The sequence below is a fragment of the Novipirellula herctigrandis genome (assembly GCA_007859835.1).
Classification (GTDB): Bacteria; Planctomycetota; Planctomycetia; order Pirellulales; family Pirellulaceae; genus Novipirellula_A; species Novipirellula_A herctigrandis.
This window is the reverse complement of sequence record SJPJ01000001.1, coordinates 3800204-3826536: the sequence shown is the minus strand read 5'-3', so window position 1 is coordinate 3826536 and position 26333 is coordinate 3800204. Positions and strand designations below refer to the sequence as shown.

General features: G+C 52.2%; 26 protein-coding genes. 13 read left to right on the top strand and 13 right to left on the bottom strand.

Going from position 1 to position 26333, the window contains the following annotated elements; translation table 11 throughout:
- Nucleotides 1–106 precede the first annotated feature (106 nt).
- From CA13_RS14000 to CA13_RS13990, 3 genes are read right to left on the bottom strand one after another with little or no spacing between them, the layout of a single operon-like run.
- Nucleotides 107–826: a hypothetical protein gene (locus CA13_RS14000; RefSeq protein ID WP_146397611.1), complete on the bottom strand. Its 720-nt coding sequence runs from the start codon at nucleotides 824–826 to the stop codon at nucleotides 107–109.
- 19 nt (nucleotides 827–845) lie between these two features.
- Nucleotides 846–1487 carry a phosphoribosyltransferase gene (locus CA13_RS13995; RefSeq protein ID WP_146397610.1) on the bottom strand — a complete coding sequence of 214 codons (642 nt, stop codon included), beginning with the start codon at nucleotides 1485–1487 and terminating at the stop codon, nucleotides 846–848.
- 12 nt (nucleotides 1488–1499) lie between these two features.
- Entirely contained in the window at nucleotides 1500–2285 is a 786-nt protein-coding gene (locus CA13_RS13990) for a dienelactone hydrolase family protein (protein ID WP_419194329.1), read from the bottom strand.
- 89 nt (nucleotides 2286–2374) lie between these two features.
- Between CA13_RS13990 and CA13_RS13985 the strand changes: the two genes are divergently transcribed.
- Together CA13_RS13985 and CA13_RS13980 are read left to right on the top strand one after the other, a co-directional pair.
- Nucleotides 2375–2560, top strand: coding sequence for a hypothetical protein (locus tag CA13_RS13985; protein ID WP_146397608.1), 186 nt, complete (start codon nucleotides 2375–2377; stop codon nucleotides 2558–2560).
- Nucleotides 2520–3581: a hypothetical protein gene (locus tag CA13_RS13980; protein ID WP_419194328.1), complete on the top strand. Its 1062-nt coding sequence runs from the start codon at nucleotides 2520–2522 to the stop codon at nucleotides 3579–3581. Before CA13_RS13985 ends, CA13_RS13980 begins: the two co-directional genes overlap by 41 nt.
- A gap of 57 nt (nucleotides 3582–3638) precedes the next feature.
- On the opposite strand, the gene CA13_RS13975 is transcribed toward CA13_RS13980, so the two are convergent.
- Together CA13_RS13975 and CA13_RS35125 are read right to left on the bottom strand one after the other, a co-directional pair.
- Complete coding sequence (locus CA13_RS13975; protein ID WP_146397604.1) at nucleotides 3639–4625, bottom strand: ribose-phosphate diphosphokinase; 987 nt, start codon at nucleotides 4623–4625, stop codon at nucleotides 3639–3641.
- Nucleotides 4626–4784: 159 nt separating this feature from the next.
- Nucleotides 4785–4985 (bottom strand): hypothetical protein, encoded by a 201-nt coding sequence (locus tag CA13_RS35125; protein WP_419194327.1) that lies wholly within the window; start codon nucleotides 4983–4985, stop codon nucleotides 4785–4787.
- Nucleotides 4986–5232: 247 nt separating this feature from the next.
- On the opposite strand from CA13_RS35125, the gene CA13_RS13970 reads away from it, so the two are divergent.
- Genes CA13_RS13970 through CA13_RS13960 form a run of 3 tightly spaced genes read left to right on the top strand, consistent with a single transcriptional unit; the run spans nucleotide 5233 to nucleotide 9046 of the window.
- The gene (locus CA13_RS13970) at nucleotides 5233–5865 is read left to right on the top strand and encodes a hypothetical protein (protein WP_146397603.1); all 633 of its coding nucleotides are present in this window, start codon (nucleotides 5233–5235) and stop codon (nucleotides 5863–5865) included.
- 53 nt (nucleotides 5866–5918) lie between these two features.
- Nucleotides 5919–7559 (top strand): sulfatase, encoded by a 1641-nt coding sequence (locus CA13_RS13965; RefSeq protein ID WP_419194326.1) that lies wholly within the window; start codon nucleotides 5919–5921, stop codon nucleotides 7557–7559.
- Nucleotides 7556–9046 carry a beta-galactosidase gene (locus CA13_RS13960; RefSeq protein WP_146397599.1) on the top strand — a complete coding sequence of 497 codons (1491 nt, stop codon included), beginning with the start codon at nucleotides 7556–7558 and terminating at the stop codon, nucleotides 9044–9046. Before CA13_RS13965 ends, CA13_RS13960 begins: the two co-directional genes overlap by 4 nt.
- Before the next feature lie 44 nt (nucleotides 9047–9090).
- Here CA13_RS13960 and CA13_RS13955 read toward each other — a convergent pair whose 3' ends face one another.
- On the bottom strand, nucleotides 9091–9372 hold the full coding sequence (locus tag CA13_RS13955) for an alkaline phosphatase family protein (protein ID WP_146397597.1): 282 nt from the start codon (nucleotides 9370–9372) through the stop codon (nucleotides 9091–9093).
- A gap of 46 nt (nucleotides 9373–9418) precedes the next feature.
- Complete coding sequence (locus CA13_RS13950) at nucleotides 9419–10441, bottom strand: AraC family transcriptional regulator (RefSeq protein ID WP_146397595.1); 1023 nt, start codon at nucleotides 10439–10441, stop codon at nucleotides 9419–9421.
- 36 nt (nucleotides 10442–10477) lie between these two features.
- Between CA13_RS13950 and CA13_RS13945 the strand changes: the two genes are divergently transcribed.
- The 4 genes from CA13_RS13945 (at nucleotide 10478) to CA13_RS13930 (ending at nucleotide 16756) form a co-directional block, all read left to right on the top strand.
- A complete protein-coding gene (locus tag CA13_RS13945; RefSeq protein WP_146397593.1) occupies nucleotides 10478–11233 on the top strand; it encodes an SDR family NAD(P)-dependent oxidoreductase in 756 nt (251 codons plus the stop codon).
- A gap of 14 nt (nucleotides 11234–11247) precedes the next feature.
- A complete protein-coding gene (locus CA13_RS13940) occupies nucleotides 11248–12318 on the top strand; it encodes a mannonate dehydratase (protein WP_146397591.1) in 1071 nt (356 codons plus the stop codon).
- Nucleotides 12319–12392: 74 nt separating this feature from the next.
- A complete protein-coding gene (locus CA13_RS13935; protein WP_146397589.1) occupies nucleotides 12393–15479 on the top strand; it encodes a discoidin domain-containing protein in 3087 nt (1028 codons plus the stop codon).
- An 11-nt stretch (nucleotides 15480–15490) separates the two neighbouring features.
- Nucleotides 15491–16756: an NRAMP family divalent metal transporter gene (locus tag CA13_RS13930; protein WP_419194325.1), complete on the top strand. Its 1266-nt coding sequence runs from the start codon at nucleotides 15491–15493 to the stop codon at nucleotides 16754–16756.
- Nucleotides 16757–16963: 207 nt separating this feature from the next.
- Here the strand turns inward: CA13_RS13930 and CA13_RS13925 are convergent, their stop codons facing one another.
- Genes CA13_RS13925 through CA13_RS13915 form a run of 3 tightly spaced genes read right to left on the bottom strand, consistent with a single transcriptional unit; the run spans nucleotide 16964 to nucleotide 20906 of the window.
- Nucleotides 16964–17347, bottom strand: coding sequence for a glycoside hydrolase family protein (locus CA13_RS13925; protein WP_473087461.1), 384 nt, complete (start codon nucleotides 17345–17347; stop codon nucleotides 16964–16966).
- Nucleotides 17348–17371: 24 nt separating this feature from the next.
- Complete coding sequence (locus CA13_RS13920; RefSeq protein WP_146397585.1) at nucleotides 17372–18793, bottom strand: hypothetical protein; 1422 nt, start codon at nucleotides 18791–18793, stop codon at nucleotides 17372–17374.
- Between the two features lie 34 nt (nucleotides 18794–18827).
- Nucleotides 18828–20906 carry an alpha-amylase family protein gene (locus CA13_RS13915; protein WP_146397583.1) on the bottom strand — a complete coding sequence of 693 codons (2079 nt, stop codon included), beginning with the start codon at nucleotides 20904–20906 and terminating at the stop codon, nucleotides 18828–18830.
- Between the two features lie 395 nt (nucleotides 20907–21301).
- On the opposite strand from CA13_RS13915, the gene CA13_RS36130 reads away from it, so the two are divergent.
- The 4 genes from CA13_RS36130 to CA13_RS13895 all read left to right on the top strand — a co-directional run bounded on the left by CA13_RS36130 (nucleotide 21302) and on the right by CA13_RS13895 (nucleotide 22784).
- Nucleotides 21302–21736, top strand: a complete 435-nt coding sequence (locus tag CA13_RS36130) for a glycosyl hydrolase (protein WP_146397581.1) — start codon at nucleotides 21302–21304, stop codon at nucleotides 21734–21736.
- Nucleotides 21737–21775: 39 nt separating this feature from the next.
- Nucleotides 21776–22102 carry a hypothetical protein gene (locus CA13_RS36125; protein ID WP_473087460.1) on the top strand — a complete coding sequence of 109 codons (327 nt, stop codon included), beginning with the start codon at nucleotides 21776–21778 and terminating at the stop codon, nucleotides 22100–22102.
- Between the two features lie 13 nt (nucleotides 22103–22115).
- Nucleotides 22116–22310 carry a hypothetical protein gene (locus CA13_RS13900; protein ID WP_146397577.1) on the top strand — a complete coding sequence of 65 codons (195 nt, stop codon included), beginning with the start codon at nucleotides 22116–22118 and terminating at the stop codon, nucleotides 22308–22310.
- Nucleotides 22311–22595: 285 nt separating this feature from the next.
- On the top strand, nucleotides 22596–22784 hold the full coding sequence (locus CA13_RS13895; protein WP_146397575.1) for a hypothetical protein: 189 nt from the start codon (nucleotides 22596–22598) through the stop codon (nucleotides 22782–22784).
- A gap of 61 nt (nucleotides 22785–22845) precedes the next feature.
- Here CA13_RS13895 and CA13_RS13890 read toward each other — a convergent pair whose 3' ends face one another.
- The 3 genes from CA13_RS13890 to CA13_RS13880 all read right to left on the bottom strand — a co-directional run bounded on the left by CA13_RS13890 (nucleotide 22846) and on the right by CA13_RS13880 (nucleotide 26222).
- Nucleotides 22846–24234, bottom strand: coding sequence for a beta-agarase (locus tag CA13_RS13890; protein WP_146397573.1), 1389 nt, complete (start codon nucleotides 24232–24234; stop codon nucleotides 22846–22848).
- 91 nt (nucleotides 24235–24325) lie between these two features.
- Nucleotides 24326–25777, bottom strand: a complete 1452-nt coding sequence (locus CA13_RS13885) for a hypothetical protein (protein WP_146397571.1) — start codon at nucleotides 25775–25777, stop codon at nucleotides 24326–24328.
- Between the two features lie 139 nt (nucleotides 25778–25916).
- Nucleotides 25917–26222 carry a hypothetical protein gene (locus CA13_RS13880; RefSeq protein WP_146397569.1) on the bottom strand — a complete coding sequence of 102 codons (306 nt, stop codon included), beginning with the start codon at nucleotides 26220–26222 and terminating at the stop codon, nucleotides 25917–25919.
- Nucleotides 26223–26333 lie beyond the last annotated feature (111 nt).

Sequence of the window (26333 nt, the reverse complement as noted above, 5' to 3'; positions counted from 1 at the left end):
GACGCAGACGTCTACATTGCAAACGAGATCAGAGCAACACGAACGATCATATCTCAAAAGCTGAAACGCCTCGCCAGTTTTGACGTCACAAGGCCGAGCGAGAAAATCACTGATTGAATGCGGCGCTGGAAAACTCGATCCGCATGTATTCGTCATCGGGCGACTGTAGAATGGCTTGAACTGAGGGGTCAATCAGGTTTTCTAACCAATCGCCGGGTGATACGTCGTGCGACCGTAGATCGAATTGGTCGAATGCATTGAGAAACACTTCTTCGACGATGTCGGAAACGGAAACTGGCCATTCGAATTGGGTTTGGATTTCGGGGTACTTTCCCAACCAACGAGCAATTCGCTCGCTTAACGCCGGTTCAAACAGATCGATTTTCCGTCGGAATTCCAGGTAGTCATCGTCTTTGACGGTTTTTACCAACGCACTGACATCAAGCTCTGCGATCGGCTCGACGGTCTGACGTGTTCCCTTGGCCTGCTTGATTGAGTCTTCACCTATCCGCATTTCATGTTTGTAGGCGCGGACCTTCTTCACTAACTTGCGCAGGCAGCGTTCATATGCCGGATGCACTTTGGCATGACGGTCGCCAGTGAAAATTCTTCGATCAGGAAGCGCAAGGGTGGTTCGAACGTGATAGTCACCGCCACGCGGGTGATGGACCACCGTCACGTGCAAGTCAGAAACGGGAAAGTCAGCAACTAGCTCGCGCAGCGTGTGTAGATCTTCCTCCATGTGTTCAATCTCGACCGACGACAATTCGCAATCCTTGGTGTCGAGCATGATTCGTAGTGCATGGCTTTGGTTTGAAAATTTCATCGTTCATTATCCTCTGGATTCATGGCACCGATGACCGATGGCTATTTAGCAAGTCGACGACCCGCTGGTCGGTGATGGAAAGAAAACTATCATAAAATTGTCCGACCGCCACAAAGTTGGCTGGCGCGGCGAGGCATATGACGCGGTCGCATTGCTGCTGCAATCGATGCAGCGTATGGGGTGGTGCGACCGGAACAGCAATGATCAACTCATGAGGTTGCTTTGCCTTGATAACCTCGATCGCTGCGAACATTGTCGATCCGGTTGCGATTCCATCGTCGGTCAAAACAATCGATCGGCCGGCGATGGATGCGGCTGGTTTGCCGGATCGATATAGTTTTTGACGACGCTGAATTTCATCGAGTTGTGTTTGCTGTTCTTGTTTCAGGTAGGTATCGGTCACACCGACGACTTCGCGAGCGACGTGATTTAGGTAAATACTGCCGTCTTCGCCGACGGCGCCAAACGCAAGTTCGGGTTGCAGCGGCGAACGCAATTTGTGAGCCAGCACGACGTCCAATTCAGCATGGATAGCATCAGCAATCACCGCTGCCGGGATGATGCCGCCGCGAGGAATTCCCAACACCAGTGGGTCCAGTAATTCAAACGTAGAAAGTTTATCTGCAAGTTGCTGTCCGGCGTGTTGGCGATCCGCAAACATCACTTTCACCTCTCATTCAGATTGCAAATGGACTCGGAACCAATCGCTAGCCAATTGGGCAACTTGCTCGAGCGCGTCCGGTTCGGAAAACAGATGCGTGGCACCGGGCACAATTTCTAACTTCGCCTTACCGGGAAGCCGACACAGTGCTTGTTCGTTCAGCTCGATCACGGTTCGGTCCTCACCGCCAACGATTAACAATGTTGGTGCCTTGACATGCGTAAGATTGCCAGCCAAATCGGGGCGTCCACCGCGAGAAACGACGGCTGCAACACCGCTGTCAGGCTGAGCGGCAGTCATCAGCGCCGCTGCGGCACCCGTGCTCGCGCCGAACAGTCCGGTTGATAACCCGGCGGTCTCGTTTTGTGAGGCTAGCCAACGGATCGCGTCAGTCAATCGTGTGCTTAGCAGATCAATGTCGAATACATTTTGGGGATTTTCTGACTCATCTTCCTGCAATAGATCGAACAACAACGTCGCCATCCCATTTGCTTGTAAGTGCCGAGCCACCAATTGATTTCGAGGGCTAAACCGGCTGCTGCCGCTGCCGTGTGCGAAGACGACCACTCCGATTGCGCTATCTGGCACGGTCAACGCGCCTGGCAACCGTTGCGATCCGACTTGTACAACAGAAACCGCCATCGGCGTCTTAGCGTGAATATTCATCGACGCACTCCCTTCGCTCGTGATAAACACGAACACTCCTGGTACTTTCGCTTCGCATCGAGACGCTGGGTCGAGATCAAACGCAACTTGTGTGCCAGCGTGAAACATTCCCAAGGCATTGTGGCTTGGCACTGCAATTGCATCCAAGTCATTTCCACGCGGGCATTCATCGTTGTGATGAAGTTGCCAGAAGAGACTTGGTACCGACGTGAGGAATCATCATGCCTTGTTTTGCAATCATCGAAATCGACAATGGATTTGAAGTCGTCGAATTTCTGTCAGGGCAATCGGCCGAAGATGCCGCGGCTGCGGAAGGCGGTGAGGTGGTCGATCCTGGACCCTACTACAGTTACGAGGACGCTAGCGATGCACTCGATCAACTGGAAATCTTTGAAGAACGTGAGTAGCGTTAGCGAGCAACTTGGCATCACCGCTAAAGTCGAATTCCTGCAGCGGCCGGAAAGCTATCCTGAGCCGACTAAGTTGGTCGAAGTGATTGAAACGCATCGGTCATTGATCTTCTTGACGGATCACTATGCGTACAAGCTCAAGAAACCTCTTCGCAGCAAGACGTTTGACTTCAGCACGCTCGCGGCACGACGTCAAAACTGTCATCACGAAATTCGCCTGAATCGACGGCTCGCCCAAAGCGTCTATCTGTCGATCATTTCCATTACGGTCGATCACGAAGGTCGGTTGTCTATGGATGGCGACGGAGAAGTTGTGGAATGGTTGGTGCAAATGCGCAAACTGGATCGTGACCGGATGTTGGATCACTGCATCGTGAATACGACAGTGTTACCAGACGAGATCGAGTCGGTTGGCCGATTGCTCAGTTGGTTTTATCGTCAAACACCCCCGGCAAATTGGTCGGGGGCACACTATTGCCATTGTCTTGCGGACTCGATTTCGGAGGCAAGATTGGGGCTTCTGAGACATGCCTTCGGTTTGCCGTTGACGCAAATTAATGACGTCGCGAACGCGTTGGCGGATTTTATCGAGGTCCATCGTGCGGAAATGATCCAACGTGTGCGTAACGGCCGGGTCATCGACGCGCATGGCGACTTGCGGCCCGAGCACATTTGCCTGGAATCGCCGCCCGTCATTATTGACTGTTTGGAATTCAATCAAGACCTTCGCATTTTGGATACCGCATCCGAAATGTGTTTTTTGACGCAAGAATGCGAACTCCTAAATGGGGACTTCCCAGGTGACGCGGAAATCGGACGGCAACTTTGGCGTGTTTATGTTCAGCGCACGGGCGATCGGGTCTCCGAAGAACTGCGCCTTTTCTATTGCGGCTATCATGCTTTTCTTCGGGCTTCGCTTGCTATCGCGCATCTTCGCGATGAGGTTGTCCGCCAACCGGAGAAATGGAAGCCGAAGGCACTGCGATATTTGGACGCCGCATCCATCGCACTGTCGTAGCGGAACTCGCCAAGAATTTCATGTTTCGGAAGGAGTCGCAAGTCTTGGCAACTTGTTCTATGTTTGCAACTGGATGATCGATTCACCCCAATTGATACATTGAATCGCACTCGCAAACAGCGGTGTGGTATCCACGATATCCAACTTCGACGCGATAAACTCATTGGATAGACGCCATGGCGGGACCGTATCGGTAACAACAATTCTATCAAACGCTGAAGCGGACAAAATGGATTCGGCATTCGATGAAAACATGCTGTGCGTCGCCGCAGCGTAAATCGTTTTCGCGCCGTTGGCTCGGCAAGCCGTCGCGGCGCGACAAAGTGTCGTCCCGCTGCTGATCAAATCGTCGATGATAATGACGGTTCGGTCCTTAACATCGCCGACAAACGCACCTGTCGTCACGATTCCTTCGCTGCGTTGTTTTTGCAGAAATCCCATCGTGATTTGCCGTCCGGTCTTATGCTGTAAGGCTTGACGAAACAATTCGGCGCGTTTGACGCCACCTACGTCCGGAGAAATCACAGCAAGCTCGTCGTCGGAATTTAGAGCGCTAAAATGATCGACAAACAGATGCATTGCCTCAAGGTGGTCGGTGGTCGTTGACCCAAATGCGTTCTGAAAAGCAGCTAAGTTGTGAACGTCCATCGTCAGCAAATGGTCCGTCCCCACCGCCTCGAACATCCGAGCCACATAACGTGTCGTCACTGGATCACGCGGTTTGGTCTTCCGATCCTTGCGGGCGTAGCATAGGTACGGCACAACTGCGATCACCCGTCCAGCGGATGCATCATGCAAGGCACCGATCAGGAACAACAATCGACACAACTTATCGTTGACACTCAGTTTCGCATCCGCATGCAACGAGTCGATGACAAACACGTTTTGGTTGCGGACGCTAGCCAGCGGGCGAATCTTGTGTTCACCATCCTCAAATCCGCGTTCCTCGTGCGGAATAACCTCCTCGGCAACATGCGAGGCAATTCGATTTCCGTACTCGCGGCTTGCATTCATCACGATGAGAAGCGGTTTTGAGTCGTGCATTGATTGCTCCCTGGTTCGTGTCGCTCGCGTTATGTAGCAAGCGGAGTGCCAAGAGCGAATAAAATGGATGCACGTAAACTGCAAATTCGAGTGGAGAAACTTGAGATGAAGCTTCTATGGTCTTGGTTGGTATCCACCTTGGCACAGCGGAAGTAACCGTCATCGCGGAGCGAGTGGTTTTTCCATATTGGTAATTACTTGAATGAGTTTCGATTGAGTTCGCCATTCGTGAGGCGTGTTGATCGATTGGGGAATGCCTGTTTGTGATAAGGCATAGGTCGCCAACTTTTTAGGGAAACTCCAGCCCGAAGTGGATGAACGCACAATAGGTAGCGAACGAGCAGGATTTGAGCGTGGCATTTCAGTTCCTGTCGGCCAGTCTTCACTTTTGGATGTGGCTGGTCCCAAACATGCCATGTTTTTAAATAAGACACGCGGTGCTGAGGATATGGTTCGGTCGGTGGCCATCGTTCCTGTTAGACTGGAGCGACGGGATGATCAAGTTTCTATCCCAATCAATTTGAACAATCGACTAATTCCCGCCCGCCTTGCCAATCGTTGGGGCACTGCGAGTATCAATCGACTTCTGCTCACGGGGTGTCCGGCGATGGGTCATAGGCTAGAGCCACTGCTGAAGGAAATCAGAGCTTTAGAGACACTCGTTTCTGACAAGATTCACGATGCAACGGAAGCGATGCCGTTTCACTTCGAGAACGGGAAACCTGTCTTCGGTTTAGATACGCGGCGTCATCATAGGACACTCATAAAGCGAACTTGGAAGTTCCTTCGCGAAGCACCGTTGCTTGCCATCTTGACTACGCCAGTTATCTACTCCTTGCTGATTCCTATCTCACTGCTTGACCTATTGGTCTGCGTCTTTCAGTGGATATGCTTTCCGATTTATTGCATTCCAGTTGTTCGGCGGGCTGACTATGTTGTGCTCGACCGACATCGGCTCGCCTATTTGAACGTGATTGAACGAATCAATTGTGTGTACTGCGGTTACGCTAATGGCGTGCTTGCGTTCGCACGCGAGGTTGCCTCACGCACCGAGCAGTATTGGTGTCCGATTAAACACGCTCGGCGTGTCAACGACAGCCATGACCGACAGAGTTGGTTCTGTGAATACGGGGATGGTGATACATTTCGACGCGAGTATGAAACGCTGCGACAGCAGTTTGACGATGTCAAAGCAGTCAGTGACAATTCACCAGCGGACGCAACGCGTGACCAAGAATGATCTCAATGGATTGTCAATACGTTGCATTCAAAACGAATGAGACTCTGCCTCTAATGAATCAGTTGAATATGTTGAACAAGGCCCTTCCTGTCGTCTTTAAGAAATTGAAAATGGACACTCCAAGAAAACGCATTCAAGTGGGACGGGTGCTCGTTGCCCTGTTCTTCCTTGCGCTGACTCCGCCTCCGCCTGCGAACGCAAATGATGCGGATCATCCCCACGTCCTGTTCATCGCGGTTGATGATTTGAATGACTGGGTTGGCTGCATGAAGGGGCATCCCCAGGCGTTGACACCGAATATCGATCGGCTTGCAGCTCGTGGAATGCTGTTTGCGAATGCCCATTGTGCCGCGCCCGCATGCAATCCATCTCGGGCGGCGATCTCAAGCGGCCTAATGCCGAACGTGACGAAGGTCTGGTCAAATCCCTCCGGAGCGATGAGCAAGGTTTATCCCGGAGCGAGACAACTTCCCACGGCGTTTAACGAGGCTGGCTATCACACTTTGGGAACGGGAAAACTGTTTCACAAGAAAGCTCAAGCTCAGTTCCATGAATATCAACGCTATAACCAACGCTGGAGTCCGTTTGCCGCTGACGCCGTCGAGTACACCGACAACGAATTACCCAGCAAGGGTACCAATGCCCCGCGTCATGTCTTGAAGGACAGCAAAGGCTGCCAAGTCGTCCTTCCCATCAACCGCATGCCATCGGATCGGCGGCCAAAGGAGAAGGCGGGTGAATCGTTCGACTGGGGCGGGTTTGAGCTGCCCGATACCGATTGGGGCGATACGCTTTGCACGAACTGGGCAATCGAGCAATTGAATCAACTACACGACAAGCCGCTGTTTCTTGGCGTCGGATACTACCGGCCGCATATCCCGTTGTTTGCTCCGCAAGAATACTTTGAACGGTTCAAGGATGAACGTGGACAACTGCCGCCTTATCGCACAGACGATCTCGACGACCTCAGCGACATTGGCAAGCGTTGGGCGGTCGAGGCGGATACGGCGGGATTGCACTCGACGGTGGTTGAGCACGAACAGTGGCAGGCCGCAGTCGAAGCCTACCTCGCCTGTGTCACGTATGTCGATCACGAGATCGGTCGGTTGCTCCGTGCGCTCGACCGATCCGACATCGCGGACCACACCTTCATTGTTCTGTGGTCCGACCATGGTTGGCATCTAGGTGAAAAAAACCACTGGGGGAAATGGACCGGTTGGGAACGCTCGACCAAAGTGCCGCTGATCATTGTGCCGCCCAAGAATCAGGCAGACGAATACGCTCCGCCAGGCTCCGTCTGTGATCAGCCTGTCGGGCTGATTGATTTGTTTCCGACATTTGTCGAAGTGTGTCACATTGAAGGCCCTGCCGTGTTGCACGGCGACTCATTGACGCCATTGTTGCGAAATCCTGAATCGTTATTCCGGACGTCGACTCTTACGATGTTTGATGAAGGTAACGCGTCCGTTCGCGACCGCCAATGGAGATACCTTCGGTACGCCGATGGTAGTGAAGAACTCTATAATCTGAACAATGATCCGAACGAGTGGACCAACCTTGCGGGTAACGAAACCTATCGTGAAGCCCAAGCGATAATGAAAGAACAACTTGACGGGCACCTTAGAAAATTCAAAGAAGGAGCCAATCATATTTCCGCCTCACGGCAAGCTCAAATCAAGAAAGAAAAACCGTGAGCAAACCTTCTTTGTTCCACAGCACGCTGTTGGTTCTTTTGTTCGTTTCGATAGCCAACGCACAACCAGCAACCTTCGATCTGGCGCCACATTGGGACGCAACCATTCCGTTAGATAATCCACACAAAGGCTGGTATCACCACTACTATGACAACGCCTTAACCAAATACTTGCCGCGGAGCGACGCGGATTTGCTTGAGTTTCCAGGCATGGACCACATTTATTTGCGTTTAGCCTGGAGCTACTTGGAACCCAAAGAGGGCGAATACCATTGGGAAGTGCTAGACAATGTTATCGATAAGTGGACGGCACGCGGAACGAAAGTATCGTTTCGGATAACGTGCAAAGAAACCGGTACGAAGCCGATTGAACAGCAATTTGCAACACCGCGATGGGTGATGGAAGCGGGTGCCAACGGCGAATACTACCGCAATGGGGCACAGTCAGGCGACCCAAGATGGCCTTGGGAGCCGGTTTACGACGATCCTGTCTTTTTAGAAAAACTTGAGAATTTTGTTCGTGCGTTCGCTCAGCGGTACGATGGCAAACCATGGTTGCGTTACGTCGATATCGGCAGTCTGGGCGACTGGGGCGAAGGCCACACCGGCGCCAGCAGTAGGATTCAGTACGATTGGAAGACCAAACTGAAGCATCTTGAAATCCACACTCGCTATTTCAAGAATACGCTGTTGATGATCTCCGACGACTTCGTGCGTGAAACGCCAACCAAAGAAGGTCAGGAGGAATTGAAAAAGTACATCGTCGACCACGGCATCTCCTATCGCGACGACAGTATCCTGACCGACTTCAAAGCGGTGCGATACCGATCTACATGGTCCGTTTCGAATCCCGAATATTATGAAGCGGTCTATCGCAAGACTCCCACCGTTTTGGAAATGCAACATTTGCGTTTTTACGCAGCAGACGGCAAGTGGGAAGGGGCCGAAGGCAGCGTGACTGGTAAGGTGAACGCCAATGTGCCGGATTACATGCGTAATGCTATCCGCCTGATGAAGGCAACCTATATCGGTTATCACGGGCCAGCCGATCAATGGTTGGCGTTGCCGGGCAATCCCGCACTTACTGAAGAGCTGTTGAACACATGCGGCTATTGGTTCTTCCCACATCGCGTCATGCTGCCTGCGGCCACGAGCGACGCGAATGATTCCGTCGTGATTGTCGATTGGGAGAATCGTGGCGTCGCGCCGGCATATCATCCCTACCAAATCGTCTTTCGCTTCATCGGCCCAGAAAAGATAGAGGTGACTCTTGATGCCGGGAACATGCGATGGATGCCAAGCGACGGAGAAGCAACCCACCGAGAAAGTTACCGACTGCCGCAGTTGGCGAGCATCAAAGTTGGGAAATATGATGTTGCTATGAAGCTGTATAGCCCCCAAGAAAACCGACCGGTATTACTGCCACTGCGTCCGAGCCTACGGGACGAACACGGCTTCTACAGAATTGGATCGATCGAATTACGTTAGGCAAGTGCGGTTTTCATAGGTTCCCTCATCGAACGGATCCAGATTCAACTCCGCGAATAGACAGAAACGATCGGCTTAACGGTTTTCCACCATGTCGCGTAATGCGTTTTCATATCTCTACTTTTCCACAACACTGCTGCTTGCCCGTAATCCGGAAAATCCTTGGCCGACCATTGCACGATCAGCTTGCGACCAACCAAAGATGTTTCTTTACTGGTCAAAAGACCTGCTAAGCTCGTGCCGTCAAATTTTTCCAGCGTGGTGCTATCCGCGTCAAGATTCGTTATGTCGATCAAGGTAGGAAGGGTATCCTGAACCTGAGTCAACTCATCGATATCACGCGGGTGCCCGAAGTCTCCCTTTGCCGAACCGTTAATCCATCACTTCGTTCAGCGTTCTGCGATACTCGCTGGGTGAACATCCTTTGGATCGGCGAAAGTATCGGTTGAAGTGAGATAGATTTTGAAAGCCGCTATCGAAACAGATGTCGACAATGGGCTTCTGCTCGTTCGCCAAAAGTCCACATGCGTGACCAACACGAAATTGGTTCACATATTGCGTCAGTGTTAGTCCGCTCATTCGTTTGATGTACCGGCCGAGTGAGGATGGATGCATCTGTGCAATGTTTGCCAGCTCGGCAGCCGTTATGGGTTCACGAAAGCGATCCAGAATGTATCGATTGATCTCGGACCAGCGAACCATGTCAACCGAAGCGGGAGGCGAATAGCGTTCACTGGCCATTGGGTGCTTTTCGGGCGACAAAGCAACGTCAACAAGGATCTCAAGAAGAGTCAACAATTGCCTCGCACCTCGTTGGTCAGGTAGAGCTTCCATCCGTGCCGTCGTACGTGACTTTAATTCGCCACGCAGTTGTATGCCTCGATTTGCCATCTGATACATCTTGACAACGGGATTCATCTGAGCGAGTCCTAGAAAATCTGGGGCAGGGAATCCGTCCGCAAATTGGACGGTGATTGCCTTTGCAAGATTAGTCGAATTCGATTCTTCGTTCTTCCAAACGTGAGGAAGTTGAGGCCCGATGAGCAATAGGTCACCGGCTGCGAAGCTGTCGATCGAGTCGCCGACAATGCGCGTGCCGTGACCTTCAACGATCAGCGTCAGTTCAAAGAAGTTGTGCAAGTGCCAAGGCATGGAAAACGTTGACTGCGCATAACGTTTGACCCCGAATAGAGATTGGGCATCGGGAAGCTGATCGACAAGAATCGGTTCCATTTGTCTTATTTCACCATAAAGGCACCGGAATGGCGGCTCGCTGCAGCTGCTTGGGTTGATATTGTACCATTTCGGGTTGTGAATGTCGTAGCAACTGGGGGCCGTGAATGCTTCAATATCGACAACATCACAGCGTTCATGTCCTGGTAACTTCACCGTCATGGGTGGATTGTCTAGTCGCCTTACGAAGCACTTTCTATGACACCGTTTGAGCTTAACAACAGGCTTGCCGTCATCACTGGCGGCGCGACCGGCATCGGGCTGGGTATCGCCCAGTCATTCATTGCTGCCGGTGCTCGCGTCGTGCTTTGCAGCAGGTCGGAACAGACACTCGCCAAGGCATCTCAGCAACTGGGCCCACAGGCTGCCTATCGTGTGCATGATGTGAGCGAGTCTGGAACGTCCGAATCACTCGTCAGCGAGATCGAGGAGAACATTGCGCCCATCTCGTTTCTGATCAACAATGCCGGTGTGCATCTGAAAAAGCCGTCAGTAAATGTCACACGAGAGGAAACGCAGAAGGTGTTGGACGTACATGTGCTGGGGGCTCTTGAGCTTACGACATCAGTGGGGCAACGTATGCTTGACCGTGGTGACGGATCGGTTGTGTTCATTGCGTCGATGACGTCATTGATCGGATTGCCACAAGTGGTCGCCTACTCGGCGGCGAAGTCGGCCTATCTAGGGATGACTCGTACTTTGGCGAGCGAGTGGGGGCCAAGGGGCGTTCGCGTCAACGCGATTGCGCCAGGATGGATTGACAGCCAGATGATGCGAAAGGCATTGGCTTCGGATCCCAAACGAGAAGAAAAAATCCTCCAGCGGACGCCACTGGGTGGATTCGGACAACCGGAAGACATCGGATGGGCTACCCTGTTTCTGTGTAGTCCCGCAGCAAGATTCGTCACGGGCGTGTGTTTGCCCGTTGACGGTGGCGCTTCGATCGGATTTTAAAGGAGGCTGGGTCGATGAAATTAGGGTTTGGACTCTACAACCACATGCTCAGTCGTGAGAATTATGACTTCGCGGTGCAGTGCGGCGCGACTCATGTTGTGGTTCACCTAGTGAATTACTTTCATCAGGGATCGGCTGAACACAACCATGACCAGCCGGTCGGCAATGTGGAACTTGGATGGGGCTTGGCGGGTGGTACCCCTGATGAAGCATGGTCCGTTACGAGTTTGAAGGCACTCAAGGCAGAGATCAACGATGCCGGTTTGGAACTAGAGGCGATCGAGAACTTTGATCCGGCACACTGGCATGACATCCTGCTGGATGGTCCTCAAAAGGAAGCTCAGATGGAGCGTCTCATGGGGATCATTCGCAGTGTCGGCGAGGCGGGGATTCCCGTGTTCGGCTACAACTTTTCGTTAGCGGGCGTTGCAGGGCGGCATTCATTCACCGACGCTCGTGGCGGAGCAAAGACCGTCGGCATGCGGGGCATCGACCAAATCAACAACACTCCGGTTCCCAACGGGATGGTTTGGAATATGGTCTATGACCCAAACGCGCCGGTGGGAGAACTGCCACAGATTAGTCACGATGAACTGTGGCGACGGCTTGAATGGTTCTTGAAGGAATTAGTGCCGGTCGCCGAGCAAGCCGGTGTCCGCTTAGCGGCTCATCCGGATGACCCGCCTTTGGACTATGTTCGCGGTCAACCGCGTTTGGTCTATCAGCCGGACATGTATCAGCGGTTGCTGGACATTGTTCCGAGTCATCACAATGCACTGGAGTTTTGTTTGGGCACTCTTTCTGAAATGACCGAAGGTGACATTAACGAGGTCTGCGAGCGTTATGTGAAGCAGGGCGATGTGGCCTACATCCATTTTCGTAACGTACGAGGAAAGGTTCCGCATTACACCGAAACCTTCATCGACGAAGGACAGATTGATATGCGCCGCATTATGGAGATTCTAAAGAAGAATCAGTTCGAAGGCGTGATCATTCCCGATCACACTCCACAAATGAGTTGCCACGCTCCCTGGCATGCCGGCATGGCTTTCGCCATGGGCTACATCAAGGCATTGCAGGGATGAGATTCTACAAGTTCAGCTCGCAGAATTCAGGAAATTGAAACAGTTATCATGAACAGCCTACGAAGGAAAATGAAATGAATAGAATCTTTGGCGGATTGTTTGTCCTATTGGTTGGGGCATTGGTGTGCATACCGGATCAAGCCAGCGCAGCAGATCCATCGGTAGGAACTGAAGTAGAAATCCTGGTTTCCTCGACAGCGACCTCACCCGAACAGGTCGCGGCAAACGAACTGGTGTCGTTTCTTACCAAACTCTATCCGGATTCTCGGTTTGAAATACGGTCGGACGCTTCGAACACTTCCAGTTTTACGATCAAGCTGGGTACGCCGGAGTCGGCGCCCGGTCTCGTCGAGCAAGTCGGCCGCGAGAAAGTCCAGCATCCAGAAAGCTATGTGGTGACCACCGACGGGGAAAACACTGGCATCATCTTGGGTGCTGATCCACGCGGCGTCATGTATGGCGTCTACGGGATCCTGGAAAAGCTTGGATGCGGTTTCTACCTGACAAGCGACGCTTTGCCAGAAACGTCTCTTGGTGATTTTTCCTTGCACGAATGGAGCATAGCTGATCGGCCCTTGGTGTCCAAAAGATATGTATTCAACTGGCACAACTTCCTCAGCGGTTGCACTGGTTGGAATTACGAAGATTGGGAGTCCTGGATTGTGCAATCGCAGAAGATGGGCTTCAACACGATCATGGTGCATGCGTATGGTAACAATCCCATGTTCACTTACACGTTTAATGGAATCACTAAAGAGGTCGGGTATTACGGTTCAAGTCGTAAGGGACGTGACTGGGGACGACAACACATCAATGATGTAAGGCGGATTCCCGGGGGGGATATCTTCGATGGTCCCGAATTTGGATCTGATGCGGCGCTGGTTTCTGATGAGCAACGCATCGAAGCAGCTCAGTCGATGATGAAACGTGTCTTTGAGTGTGCCGAGCGGCGCGGCATGGATATTTGCTTCGCAATCGATATCGATACAACCTCGGTGCTGTTGCAGGACATGATCGAGACGCTTCCGTCATCAGCCAAATTCAGCAATGGCAGAAAATGGCTTCCCAAACCGGACTCGACCGATGGCAGAGCCTTCTATCAAGCGCAGGTGGAATCCCTGCTAACGCTTTATCCCGAAATTGATGACGTGGCTCTGTGGCGCCGTTCGCACGCTGCGGAATGGGGGGCTTTGACGAAACGAGAGCAGTTGCCGGTGGAATGGCAGGCTGAATACAACAAGATCATCGCGAGGAAACCGGAAGCCGCGGATTATTACCAGTCGGTCTGCAGCTTTGCGATCAACAAAGTCGTGACGGCTTATCGAGAGTCCCTCGACGCAATGGGGCGAACTGATGTTCGACTTAGTACTGGCAGTTGGAACACGGAATACATCCCCGCTTTGGTGACGTTCCTTCCCGAGGACGTTACGATCATGCCGCTCGATTCGAATTGCATGCCGCGTTACCGCGCGGGGTTCTTCTTTGAGGTGCCAAAGTCCTATGCCGATTTGGAAGTCGCCAGTGGGCGCGTTATGCCGATCATTTGGGCGCATCACGACGACGGCGAATACATCGGCCGCCCGATGAAATCGCAGCAGAACTTTTGCGATACACTCGAAACGTTACAGGCTCGTGGATACGGAATTATCCACTGGATGAAACGACCATTGGATCTGCATTTTCGGAATCATGAAAAACAGGTATGGGCGACTACTCGAAACGAAAGTTGCCAGGAAACCTGCCGACGAGCAGCCCTGCATTGGTTCGGTGAAGTCAACCAAGAAACCATGTCCGCGTACCTGTACGACTGGTGGACGCAGGCTCCCATCTTTGGGCGAGTAACAGGCGACCAGTTTTTCAAAACAAGGGAGTACATTCCCGAGCCTAAAGAAGCCGTTCAAGGTTGCCGAAGGCGGTTGGACCTATTGTCGGGCGTTGATCTCTCGAAAATGCCGCCGGAAGGCCGCCACCGAGTGGAATATTTCAAGGAACTGGAAGCAACAATCATTTCTTTCTGTGAGGTGCAAGAGTTTGCCTTTCGGCCTGCCGTAAAAGCGATCGAGAAGGGCGACTACGCCACAGCACAGCGATTGCTGAAGTCCGCGGATCCACGGGAAACGATGCGTGCTTTTTCACGACTGTCACAGCTCGACGGTGGTGACCGGACCGAAGAGGCGATGGTACTTTCGTTGGGAACACGCTGGTTGACTGACTACATTGCCGCGTGCCAGAAAGTTGGACTGGAATCATTGCGTATCAATTTCGGTCCGACTCATCACGAAACGCTTGCGCAGTCGGGAGGCAAGCACACATTCTTTGTCGATCCCGATGGCGACTATTGGTCGGTGCGAGGCGAACGAGAAACCAATGGAACCATCGTCTCATGCGATCACGAAGTGGCGGGTTCAGTGCGAGACGCGGGATACGTGATCGAAAAACCTGTCACGATTCCACTGTCGGCGATCGTTCCGGTCGGCGGTCTGTTTCGCCCGGGGCAGTATGAGGCGAGTCTGTGGTTGGACGGTCCAGGCGAAGGAGAAGCGAGTTTGATCGAGTCTGGCAGTTCAACGTCACCAGTGATTTCTTTTGCACCCGTTCACGCCTCGCATTTGCGTCTGTCATGTAAAGGCAATTCGCAAAACGCGTGGAACAGCATTCACCGAGTCCGTATTGAGACCCTTTCCGACGCAGCGCCCGAGCAAGTGGTAAAGGCGAGTGCATCGGAGAGAGGCTATCCCGCCACCGCCGTGCTTGATGGCAATCCCAACACACGTTGGGCCACCGAGGGCGAGGCCTGGATTCAGTTCCGTCTGGACCGCGAAAAAGAAACGGACTCCATTGAAGTTGAATGGTATGGCGCAGAAAGCCGCAAAGCGAATTACAGCGTCGAGGTCTCCGATGACGGGAAAAACTGGCGTCACGTTGAATTGCGAGAATTGCCCATGTTGTCCCCGTCGATCGTCCCATTTGCGATCCAGGAAGGAAGCGACCGCGAGCTGAAAATACTCGGCAGTCTGAGCAAACCAGGCCAGCTTAGCTTGAGCCTGAATGTCAAGAAAGGAAAGCCGATTCTTAGTGGCGTGGTGGTCCATCGTGTGGAAGAACACTCGATTGAAGATGACCAATCCGCTAATCTACAACCCGTTCACGTAACGGAATGACGAACGACGAAATGAGCATCAAGAACAAGCTGTCTGCTCTTTTGTTCTCGCTGACGCCAGGGATATTCCTGATCGGTTACAACATCGGAACCGGCAGCCTGACAGCGATGAGTAAAGCCGGTGCGAATTTTGGAACCGACCTGCTCTGGGCAGTTGCACTCAGCTGCCTGATTACTTGGTACCTGATCAACTTCTTTAGCCGGTTCACGATGGTAACTGGCCTGACAGCAATGGAGGCCTACCATCGGCATATCCATCCTGTGTTTGCCTGGATTCTATGGAGTGCACTGGCTGTCATTATCCTATCGGCGTTAATGGCAATGATCGGCTTGCTGACAGACGTCATCCTCGTTTGTTGCAAGGAGGTCTGGTTAGTGGAGGGAAACCGCGTCGTGATTGGTATTATCTTGGCGTTGATAGTCTATGGTTTGATCCTACTTGGAAACACGAAGCGTTTCGAAGCGATGCTGAGTGTTATGGTGGCTCTGATGGGAGTCGCCTTTATCGGTTCCGCGATTTGGTTCTTTCCTGGATTCGAAACAGTAGCGAAGGGTTTTGTTCCGAAAATGCCCGCGGTTGCCCGGGGCAGCGACAACAATTCGATGGTGATCCTAGCGGGGATGATCGGAACAACCGTTTCGGTGTTTGCTTTTCTGATTCGCAGCGGCCAAGTCAAGGATCATGGTTGGACGATGGCTGACTGGGCGATTCAAAAACGCGATGCAATGGTTAGTGCCTCGATGATGTTTGTGCTCAGCGCCGCCGTGATGATCACCGCCACTGCAACCCTCCACGAGGAAGGGCTGAAGATGAATCACATTAAGGAAATGATCCCGATGCTGCTGCCCGTTTTTGGTCCTGCCGCACTTTTTGTATTCGTCATTGGGATCATGGCGGCAGGCATCTCCTCGCATCTGCCGAACATGATGGTAATTCCTTGGCTGACCGATGATTTGTCGGGGCGACCGCGAGAGACACGCACTTTGAAGAAACGCATCGTGTTTGGCATCCTAACGGCGGTCAGCATTCTCGGCGTTTTCACAGCGCGGCCGGTATTCCTGCTGCTGTTATCACAAGCGGGGATTTCGCTGGTGATGCCGATGGCATTGCTGGGCCTGATGTACCTTTCCAGCCGGAGCGATCTGCTTGGTAAGTTCCGGCCGAACAAGATCGAGTGGATCGTATTATCGTCGATCCTTTGTTTCGCGTCGTTCATGAGTGCGCAAGCTTTGCACGGACTTTATCAAGACCTAGGAGCAGTATTTGCCACGAACTAACAGCAAGCAAAAAACATTTCTGCTACTAACAGCCAGTGTTGCGAAGCAGCTGCCTTAGATGCAGGCAGATTGCAAATTGTTGCATTGAGATATTCTTTTACTAATTTTTGACGCGGTCGGCGTTTTCATTGCTGATTCTGTTGAGCTGTCGCTTGCTTAGTCCTTGGCGAAAAAAAACGTCGGGTTTATGCTTGACGCGATGCTGTTTCATTTCTGGATCGTGTTGTGCTCGGGGCCATCTTTGTACACCAGAGCGGCAACGCCTTTGCGAAACGGGAAGAGCGGCGTTTCATGCCCCGAGGTTATCACAGGATTCAACGGATGTTTTGTGAAAGGACCTAGGGGATTGTCGGCCGTGGCTAATCCCTGCATGCGTACTAGGTCAGGCTTTTCTCCAAAGTCGGATTTGTAATCGATGTAGATGCGGCCGTTGTGCACGAGTGGGTAGGGATCATGAATGGAATACTGATCCCATTCACCTTTGGCGCCATTGGGGATGACGATTTTGTTGTGGGCTGTCCAAGGACCATCGGGTGAGTCGGCAAAGGAGACCGCGGCACACGGGCGCTGCGCAAGATCGTAGGTAACCAAACCCTACGTGGATTAATCCACAAATCAGCCCTTAGCGATATTGTAGATGTCGCCCGCGCACTCTTTCAATATTTTCTCAAGTTGAGGATAAGCGTCTCCAAAACCATTGAGCAAACCAGAGTGTTGCCGACTCGCTTTCCGTGGCACCAAAATCGGAGCGTCAATCAATCCGCAATAGTGCCAGCCAACGAAGTCCGGTCGCTCGAAAGCTCGGTGAAAGAACTCGGCGGTCCATTCGGCTCGCTGCTGCAAGTTGTCGGCGACGGGACCGTACGGACGTGGCATGATGTCGGTTGTCATTGTGAACGCGGAATCACCATTGATAAACGGTTTGTCCGTTAGCTTTGACCAGCGATCCAAACCGGGTTTTTGTACCTCGTAGCGGCCATACATTTGATAGAAAATCAGATCGGTGTACTGGCTGGTGATCGGCAGAACGGTATCCAGCGAATCGGTGTTCGCATTGATCTTGTCACCAACAAACATGTGGTGCGTGTCGTAGCGGCGAATCGCGTCACGCGCTGTTTGGTAGTATTTGCCGACGCAGCGTTGCAGAAACTCGATGTTGTCGCGAGTTTCATTTGCGTTAGACAACTGCGTCTGAGGACGCCAGTGCTCAGCAGTCGCCAAGGCATCAAAGGAATCAAACGGCGTGCCATAAGTCGTATTAAAGTCGCCGATACTGTCGCGATAGAGATTCCGCATGGTTTGGACGTAGGCCTTCTTTCCCGCCGCCTTTGCTCCCATGTTCCTGAGTCGACGAGGCCAACCAACACGCGACTCTCTTCGCTTTCCTCCAATCACGTCGGGGCGTTCACGTAGGTCTTCTTCGGTAAACAGCGTACAGTCGGTCATGGTGTAACCGAGCAAAAAGGGATCATCTTTGATCGGCAGAACCATTTTTTTCGCCATGCCGTCACAGTGCGAGGCAAATTCAGGCGAAAACAGATCCATGAAGTTGCTATCTGGAATGTCGGGTTTCCAATGTGGAAGATCAACAAAACGGATCGGCTGCATGTAAGCCATTTGAGGCTGCGGCTGGTTGACAATGTTCAAGCTGGTATGCACACCCACGGTGTTAAAACCAAACCGGTCACAAATTCCCATGAACCACGACCGGAGCGCAGCGTTGAATTCCGGTCCATACAGTTTCTGTAGCCCCAGTGTTTTCTGCCAAGCCTCGCGGTTGTAGTCCTGATTCCACAGGTCAGGGTGAAGGTGATTTATCCCCCAGCTCAGAAACGCGTTGCCCTCCGGCGTAACGAGCCACCATCGATCGGCCTTCTCCACACGGAAGAAGCCCGTGGCGTCGAACTTCTTCGCGGTCCAACCACCAAATCGGTCAAGCTTTACGGTGGCGTCGGCAGCGGAAGTGGTGGCCATGCCGAATAGCCCAGCGTTTAGGGAACTTGCTGCACCTAGCCTGACGAATTCACGCCGTTTCATCGTGGTGTGGTCCTGTGTTGTTCATCACGTTTCGTTATTCGTACTCAAATGCCACCGCGCAGTGACAAGAGAATTGTGGGATGGTCACGGTTAGCTTTCCATCCTTCTTTGTGATCGGTAACTCTTTCATGGCCGGAACCAAAACCGCTTTCTTCACGTCAACAGGGAGATTCACGGTGAGCGGTACGTCGTGAAGCGTCGGAAGATCTTCGATCACTTCGCATTGTCCTCGCGTAATGGGTGGTCCGTAGAGCAAATGCGCCACGTACCGTTTTTGTTCGGCTTGGTGCAGCAGGCTGACACGGCCGGCGCTAGGAAGCTTGGTCTCGACCATCGGCCTTTTGTGCACAAGTTTCAGAGCGTTTGCAAACAGGTCGCGATGAAGACGTGCGCCGTGGATGAAGTACATCCTGTCCAACTCGTGAGCAAAGAAGATGACGTTGCCGTTTCGAATCACACCGGGATGCGGAGCGTCTTCCAACTTGTAGGGCGTGTTTTGGTGAGACGTGAACTTTTCGTAAGTTCGGCTGAAGTATGGCTCGCGAATCGAAGCGAGAACTTCGGTACCCGACGCTGGTTTGATCCGTAGCCCTGGCGTGTAACAAAGAAAAGGGCTGTTGACCAATCCGTCCTCGATCGAGTCGCCCACGACCAAATAGTCTCGGTCGTACGTTCCCGAGCCAACGAACTCAGCACCAATATCCAGCAACAGCGTTTGGCGTGACCGATCCATGGCACCTTCGCCGATGACCAGTAGAGCCCCGCCAGCTTTTGCATATTCGTTCAGTCTCGCAGCGTCAGCTTCGTTCAAACAGGGAACCCCTGGGACAACGATGACATCAAAATCTGTCAAATCTTCGTTGCCAACATTGGCAACATTAAAATTGACGTGCGATTCCAAAAGCATTTGAGTGACGCCCTCGTCATGGTCGGAGTCGAAACTGCGCCAAACTCCGACCCGTGCCGTCGGCAACCCGCCAACGCCAAAGTCTTCGATCTTTTCGACGTACTCGTACGCCACGCCGATGTTCTTGTAAGTGTCCATGTCCATTAGACCGTTGGGATGCAACTGATCCCCAAAGTTGCAATTCGCACCCCAGGAAATCATGGACGCTGCCTCGTACTTCAAAGCGTTAGGATGCTTGAACCCACCGAACTCGCCCCAAGCCTTATGGAATTTTCCACTCATCGCGGTCACAGGATAGCCAGCCTTGAGGAAATACTTTGATTGGATCGGTAGCTTGTCATAGCCACCCCACGTTGTTGGCAAGTCCTCTAGATCCTGAACCGTATTATTCTCGTACAACTTCAGGGTAAAGTTGGCAGCACCACGACTGGTTGACGTGACTCCGTTGAAGTAGATCGTGGCTTCCGGGTGACGATTGCGGATCAGTTTCGAAAGCTCTCGTTGGTGCTTCTTGAACGACTCGCCTTGAAATCGCTGAACGTCTTGCTTGTTTCCAACATTGAAGCCTTGTTCCTTCATCCGTTTTTTACAGGTCTCGCAGTAACAGAGACGATTGATTTGGTAAATATCAAACCAGAACCCATCCACGGGATACATTTCACAGAGCTCCTCGACCTGTTTCATCATGTGATCGTGGTAAGGAGTGTTGCAACACATGTTGATCCATTGGAAATTCGGCTTTGGGGTATCCGGCTTTGCATCAAAATTGTATGACGATGTCGTTATCATCGTTCCGTCTTGATTTCGCGCACACCATTCGGGATGTCGAGTGGCATCCGTATGCGACCAACCAAATGTAAAATAGAACGGACACAGTACGCCGATCTCATGGCATGCTTCGATTTGAGCACCCAGTAAGTCGAAATCGAGATTCGGATGTACGTGACCGACCTTCGTCGGATAGTAGCTCCAGCTATGATGCCCCTTTGCAAAGATGTTGATGGCGTTGACGTTGGCTACCTTCAGGGCCTCTTGAAATTGTTCCTTCGAAAAATCCGCGCCGATCTCCGGAAGGTGTTCGGAGGTATGGAAGTCGAGATGGATTTGCCGGGTACCGATCTTTTGCTGACCTTGGATTGGTGACATCCCAATCAATATGGTCCCAAGGATCAAAGCTAGGTTAGTGGTTTGCTGACCCGATTGCATTGGATAATTCTCCCGTTGAGACGTGACGCATGATTGCCTGCGCTCAACAATTTGGTGATGGAAACTGACACGTGGCGATAATCAGCACGGGGGGCTTTTTAAAACTTGTTCACCACTGGTAGAGGCATGTGTAGGTAGTGATGGTCAATAGGAACGACTTAGGCGGGAAAGGACAATTGGTTGATTCGCATCGCTGCGGATTTTCTATGGCAGGTCACTATGTTGGGCGAGCTGCGGGGACATCGGAAATCGTTTTTACGCGAGACGTGGTGGGATGAAACAGGCTGAGACCTTTCTATAACCACTTCGAGTCGCCGGTAAAAATGAGCAAGGCCTTAGGATTATACAATATGCGACTCAAGGATGTGCTTCGAGAGTGATAAAGGAAAAGAACGATGTGCGGTATTACCTTTCTAAGCCCATGGCGACTGGGTTGTCCTGTTATTCTGCTGCTGACGCCGGCGTTTGCTGTTGTTGCACAAGACCCTGTTGCACCTTCGGTATCGGAGATTGCCACGATCGAGAGTCCATTGGATGATCAGGATGTCATTTCTTTTCAGAATCCTGCTAAGGTTTTTCATCCGGAGACTTGGTTCCATTTCATCGGCGGAAATGTGGCCGAACAAGGTGTTACAGCCGATATAGAAGCGATTGCCAATGCTGAGATTGAGTGTGTCCAGTTCTTTCATGGTCAATCCGGTGGACCATGGCCAAGTGTCGATCCTCAAATCAAATGTTTGAGTGAATCTTGGGACGACGCGGTACGTCATGTTGCTCAAGAGTGTCAACGCCTCGGCTTACGTTTCACGATGCAGAACTTTCCGGGCTGAGCGATGTCTGGCGGACCCTGGTTTACTCCCGAAAAGGCAATGCGACATCTCGTGTATTGCCGCTCAGAGGTGAGTGGTGGTAGTAACGTCGCGTTGCATTTGCCATTGCCTCAACCCAGCGAAGAAGATTGGCGAGACTATCAGGATATTGCCGTCATTGCCTTTTCTACGCCTGAGGGGGATTCAGGCAAAGCATTGGTGCCGCTCTCTGTCACCAGCAACGCCGAAGATCAACCGTGGGGAAAATGCCTGAGAAAAGAACCTGGCACAACGATCCGTTTGGATCCAAGCGATGAACCGGTTTGGGTCGAGGCGACGTTCAGTGGACCCGAAATGATCCGTACGGTCGAGTTTCCATCGGTATAAGGGTTCAACCACAATGAGTGTTATGCCCCCCGGTGTCACGATTACTATTCATGCCGTCTCGTCAGATGGTATGAAAGAAGTAACGCATCATCCGATTCCGCCAAGCAATTGGCAAGGTGATAAACTCATCTTGTTAGCTTGTTCAGAAGTCGTGGCCAAGACGGATCGAATTACGATCGAAAACGAGCATACGATGACGTTTCTCTAAATCCAATTTTTCGGCTGTTCCAAAACATAGAGGGCTCAACGGAACCGCGTGTTTTCGTGCCACAAGCCAAGTTGAGTTGTGGAACCCATTTTGTTGGGGCCAGTGACTGTGCGCGTGGGACAACTGCTAAGCACGAAAAAAATCGGGACGTAGAGAGGGATTCGGATGAGTTAGTTGCTCGCATTAGAGCATCGTTGCCGGAAACGAATTCAGCAGAGCGGCATCACTAACGGATCCTCGCTGGATCGCGACGGTTCAACGTTATCGACACGGATGACAAGAGTCATGCGAATAGACAACTTGGCTCCCAATGTTTATCGAGCATTCTGTTACTGTTGGGGATTATCAAAGGCTGCGATTCGCGTTCACCGTGGTACGAAACGAGAACCAAATGTGATCGAGTTTTTAAAATCATGGGAACTGACTTACGACTCGTTTCCTCGGACCGCGGACATCACTTTCAGTGATAACTGATGTAGGCTCGATGTCTAAACTTGATCTTCTCTATCTCGCGAGCCGGTTTGCTTTTGAGACCTTACTTGGCCACTTCGTGCAGATCCGGCGCTTTGTTGTTGACCTCTCGAATCACGTCGGTCCACTCAGTGTGGGGGGTCTCAAAGGGATCCATGAAGCCGTTCTCGTTGCGGGGCGAGTCGCCTCGTTCGGCATCGTCCCACTGCTCCATGTAGCCACAATGATGCCAGCCGATGTAGTAAGGCGTCGCCATCATGCCACGCAGCATCTGTTCGTACAGACTCGCGACGTCTTTGAGCGACTTGGCGCCGGTGCGGAATCCCTTGACGCCCCACTCCTGCTGGTTTGGTCCTGCCAGACCAAAGCAGCCGTCTCCGTTGAAGATCGGTTTCCCGGTTGCTTCGTAGATCATGTCGGACAGCTTTCTGTCTTTTTCCCACGGCCCGTATGCCTGCACACAGACAACATCGACATGCTTCTTCACCGCTGGCAGCATGAAATCGTAGTACCACATGACCATATTCTTGTCGCCAAGAATCAGGTGGTTCGGGTCGTGTTTGCGAATGAGTCGTTCGTGCAGTCCGTACCACTGCTCCGCAATGATTGGCATGAATGCCAGCATGTCTTTCTTAGCGGCGGCGACGTCGGTCGCGTTTGACCAATCCATTTGCCGCGCCATTTCTCTCCATGAAATACCGTACGTCGGGCTGACAGGCATGCCCCACACCTTGGCGGCCACTTCTGCGTTTGGGTAACGCTGCTTCAGGTGTTCCAACCACCGCAGTTTCCCTGGTGACGATTCGCCCAGTGGCAGGATCGCATTGATCCAAGGATAAATCATCGTCGTATCGTTCCGCTCCATCTGGTCGGCGCGACCCATCACCCAACTGGGCACATCGGTGTACAGATACCCGATCAAGTTCCGTTGGTTTTTGTGCAAGTCGGTTACTTGACGAACTCGCGCTGCGACATGATTCTCGAAGTCGACTGAAAACACATCAGGCCTCGGCCCGCGACCGTGTTTTTCTTGCCAACCAGCAAGCGGAGCGGTGTCGAGCGATGCGATGTAGTAGACCTTTTCTTGGTAGAGCTTCGGATCAATCGCAGGGTGAGTGTGCTTGCCGAAGGTGTTAAAACCAAGCTCTCGAGTGGTCTTTACTTGGGCGTCGATCCACTTCTTGGCGGCATCACCGTGCGTGTTGAAGTGGCCGTCTGGGTTGATCATATCGCTGCCGTACTTTTTCAGCGTCGCCGATTTGTTATACGGAGCAAGCCACATATGCGGCTCGATGTGGTTCACACCAATGCTGACAAACTTCTCGCCATCCGCGTTGATAAACCACCAAGCGCCGTCGATTTGTTCAACACGAATGAACCCGGTCGCGTCTTCGGCGTGCGTGATGCAAGTTTCGACAGACAGGATGGCTGCAAGTAAGATGATGTATTTCATAGTGGGATAGGCATCCAGCCTGTCAAACGAGAACAAAGAATGAAAGAATAAATGAATGGAAATATGACGACAGGCTGGAAGCCTATCCCACCTAGCGTCCGCGGCGAATGCTGTGTTCTTTCCATTTGCCGAACAACTCTGTGTGCAACCCTTCTAGCTCCTCCGGCGATGCTGGATCGCCCGCGTGTTTGTAGACCGCCCCGTTCAGCTCCGTCACCACTTCAATCAACTTCTCTCGAGGCTTACCGTCGAGCGAGTAAAAACCATTTTGGTTGTTCTTCGCTAGAGTGTTGCCGCCCTGATCGTACATGCAGGCGCAATAGGTTACGCCCAGGACTTGTGGGTCTTTGAAGTGCCGCATCAAGTTCGCGTAATAGACCTCGCCACGTGCTTCGTGTGAAACCAGCCCCGCGTGCAGGCTGCCAGTCTTGCCGGGATAGTGGAACCCAAAGTAGTCGTCGGACATGATGATCGGCAGGTTGGTTGCATCTGCAATATCATTCACCGAAATGAATTCGTTGACGTGCTGGGGTGCGATCATGTCAACGTAGGGTGCTGTTTTCTTCCACGAATCAATTGATAACGCCCATTCCTTGATGAACGAACCGAGGATCAAGTGGTTGCCGTCCCAGCGACGAATCGACTCGTGGCCGATCCGATAAAGTGTCACGCACATGTGAGACACAATCGCTTCAAAGTCGGCAAGTTTTTGTTTGTCTAGTGTCTCGCCAACGCGGGGATAGTTGCGGCGTTCGTATTCCTTTTCATACACTAAATCAAAACTCGACTTCAATTCGGACATGTCCTTCAAAGAAGTGCCATAGGCAGCATTGAACTTTTTCACATCGGCTGCGTATCGCTTGATGAGCAAGTCAGACAACACTTCGCGGCCGGGACTTCCCTGCGGTAGCGACAAGTGATGATTGACCCACTGGTCGGATTGGTTGAACGCTCCGAATCCATAATAGTAGCCCATGCACAGCGGATCGTCTTTGTAGCGAGGGCAGACCTGGGCAGCTCGCGATCGGATCAGCTGCTCATAGTCGGGATGAAAGATATCCGGCAGCGTTTCGCCGTCCACGAATTCCCACGGGTGCTTCAGTAAGATCACGCCAACCGCGAACGGGAAGTTCGCTTCGCGAAACAGCTTTTCGGCTTTGGGAACATCAACGAAGCCGTTTAAGTTTCGTTCCGGACTGGTCGCACTACCGAGCGCACAGTTGAAGCCCATTGCGCGAGCCTTTTCGAATGAATCTTTGAGCCATTTGTCCGCATTGCCGCCGTATACATTTTGGCATGCGACATCGCTTTCGCCCGAAAGCATGTGACTGAGTGCAACGGCAAAGAATGCATTTCCTTCTGGCGTGATGAACCAACTACGTCCGTCGATCTCTTCAACGTGAAAGAATCCGGTTGCGTCGCCTTTGATGGCTGTCGTGCCGCCGTATTTGTCCAGCTCAGCAGTGGATGCTGTGCCTGCGAATAGCGGTAGCCCGATGCCAATCAGCAATACGCAGATGGCTGGAAAACGGAATGACTGCATGGAAAATCTCCGGGGGTAAATAAGTGGGATCTGCTTCCAGCCTGTCGTTTCTAGGATGACAGGCTGGAAGCCTATCTCACCTGTCACAAGGGAATGTCGCGAACATCCAAAATGTAAACCAGCGGTCTCCCGCTAACTGCTATTTACCAACGATTTTCAACAATAGCTCGTCGAGTTTCTTCACCGTATTCACGTTTTCGGGAAGCTCCGCAACGTTCTCCGTAGCGACGTCGGACTGCGAGTGATCGTGCAACTCACGAGCAACGATCTTGCCGTTTTCTCTTGCCACCGCGTGAAACGCCAATTCCCGCTGCGAATCAAATACCCCATGCCGCCGCAAGGATACTGGCTCAGTGCGGCTTGCTTTCCCGGAAGTGATGGATCGGCGAAGAGTGGCAACAGATTCGCGCCCTCGCATGACTTCGGAGTCGTCAATCCGCACCATTGGGCCAAAGTCGGGTAGATGTCGAAGTATTCGACCAACGCCGTTGATCGCTTTCCGGTTGGGATGCCCGAACCGCTGAAGATTGGTGGAACGTGCGTGTCCAATTCAAAG

Bases quoted from the DNA above. Each gene is read 5' to 3' on its own strand.
- CA13_RS14000 (WP_146397611.1), bottom strand. From the start codon at position 826: ATGAAATTTTCAAACCAAAGCCATGCACTACGAATCATGCTCGACACC.
- CA13_RS13995 (WP_146397610.1), bottom strand. From the start codon at position 1,487: ATGTTTGCGGATCGCCAACACGCCGGACAGCAACTTGCAGATAAACTT.
- CA13_RS13985 (WP_146397608.1), top strand. From the start codon at position 2,375: ATGCCTTGTTTTGCAATCATCGAAATCGACAATGGATTTGAAGTCGTC.
- CA13_RS13980 (WP_419194328.1), top strand. From the start codon at position 2,520: ATGCACTCGATCAACTGGAAATCTTTGAAGAACGTGAGTAGCGTTAGC.
- CA13_RS13975 (WP_146397604.1), bottom strand. From the start codon at position 4,625: ATGCACGACTCAAAACCGCTTCTCATCGTGATGAATGCAAGCCGCGAG.
- CA13_RS35125 (WP_419194327.1), bottom strand. From the start codon at position 4,985: ATGCCACGCTCAAATCCTGCTCGTTCGCTACCTATTGTGCGTTCATCC.
- CA13_RS13970 (WP_146397603.1), top strand. From the start codon at position 5,233: ATGGGTCATAGGCTAGAGCCACTGCTGAAGGAAATCAGAGCTTTAGAG.
- CA13_RS13965 (WP_419194326.1), top strand. From the start codon at position 5,919: ATGAATCAGTTGAATATGTTGAACAAGGCCCTTCCTGTCGTCTTTAAG.
- CA13_RS13950 (WP_146397595.1), bottom strand. From the start codon at position 10,441: ATGACGGTGAAGTTACCAGGACATGAACGCTGTGATGTTGTCGATATT.
- CA13_RS13945 (WP_146397593.1), top strand. From the start codon at position 10,478: ATGACACCGTTTGAGCTTAACAACAGGCTTGCCGTCATCACTGGCGGC.
- CA13_RS13940 (WP_146397591.1), top strand. From the start codon at position 11,248: ATGAAATTAGGGTTTGGACTCTACAACCACATGCTCAGTCGTGAGAAT.
- CA13_RS13935 (WP_146397589.1), top strand. From the start codon at position 12,393: ATGAATAGAATCTTTGGCGGATTGTTTGTCCTATTGGTTGGGGCATTG.
- CA13_RS13930 (WP_419194325.1), top strand. From the start codon at position 15,491: ATGAGCATCAAGAACAAGCTGTCTGCTCTTTTGTTCTCGCTGACGCCA.
- CA13_RS13920 (WP_146397585.1), bottom strand. From the start codon at position 18,793: ATGAAACGGCGTGAATTCGTCAGGCTAGGTGCAGCAAGTTCCCTAAAC.
- CA13_RS13915 (WP_146397583.1), bottom strand. From the start codon at position 20,906: ATGCAATCGGGTCAGCAAACCACTAACCTAGCTTTGATCCTTGGGACC.
- CA13_RS36130 (WP_146397581.1), top strand. From the start codon at position 21,302: ATGTGCGGTATTACCTTTCTAAGCCCATGGCGACTGGGTTGTCCTGTT.
- CA13_RS36125 (WP_473087460.1), top strand. From the start codon at position 21,776: ATGCGACATCTCGTGTATTGCCGCTCAGAGGTGAGTGGTGGTAGTAAC.
- CA13_RS13900 (WP_146397577.1), top strand. From the start codon at position 22,116: ATGAGTGTTATGCCCCCCGGTGTCACGATTACTATTCATGCCGTCTCG.
- CA13_RS13895 (WP_146397575.1), top strand. From the start codon at position 22,596: ATGCGAATAGACAACTTGGCTCCCAATGTTTATCGAGCATTCTGTTAC.
- CA13_RS13890 (WP_146397573.1), bottom strand. From the start codon at position 24,234: ATGAAATACATCATCTTACTTGCAGCCATCCTGTCTGTCGAAACTTGC.
- CA13_RS13885 (WP_146397571.1), bottom strand. From the start codon at position 25,777: ATGCAGTCATTCCGTTTTCCAGCCATCTGCGTATTGCTGATTGGCATC.
- CA13_RS13880 (WP_146397569.1), bottom strand. From the start codon at position 26,222: ATGGTGCGGATTGACGACTCCGAAGTCATGCGAGGGCGCGAATCTGTT.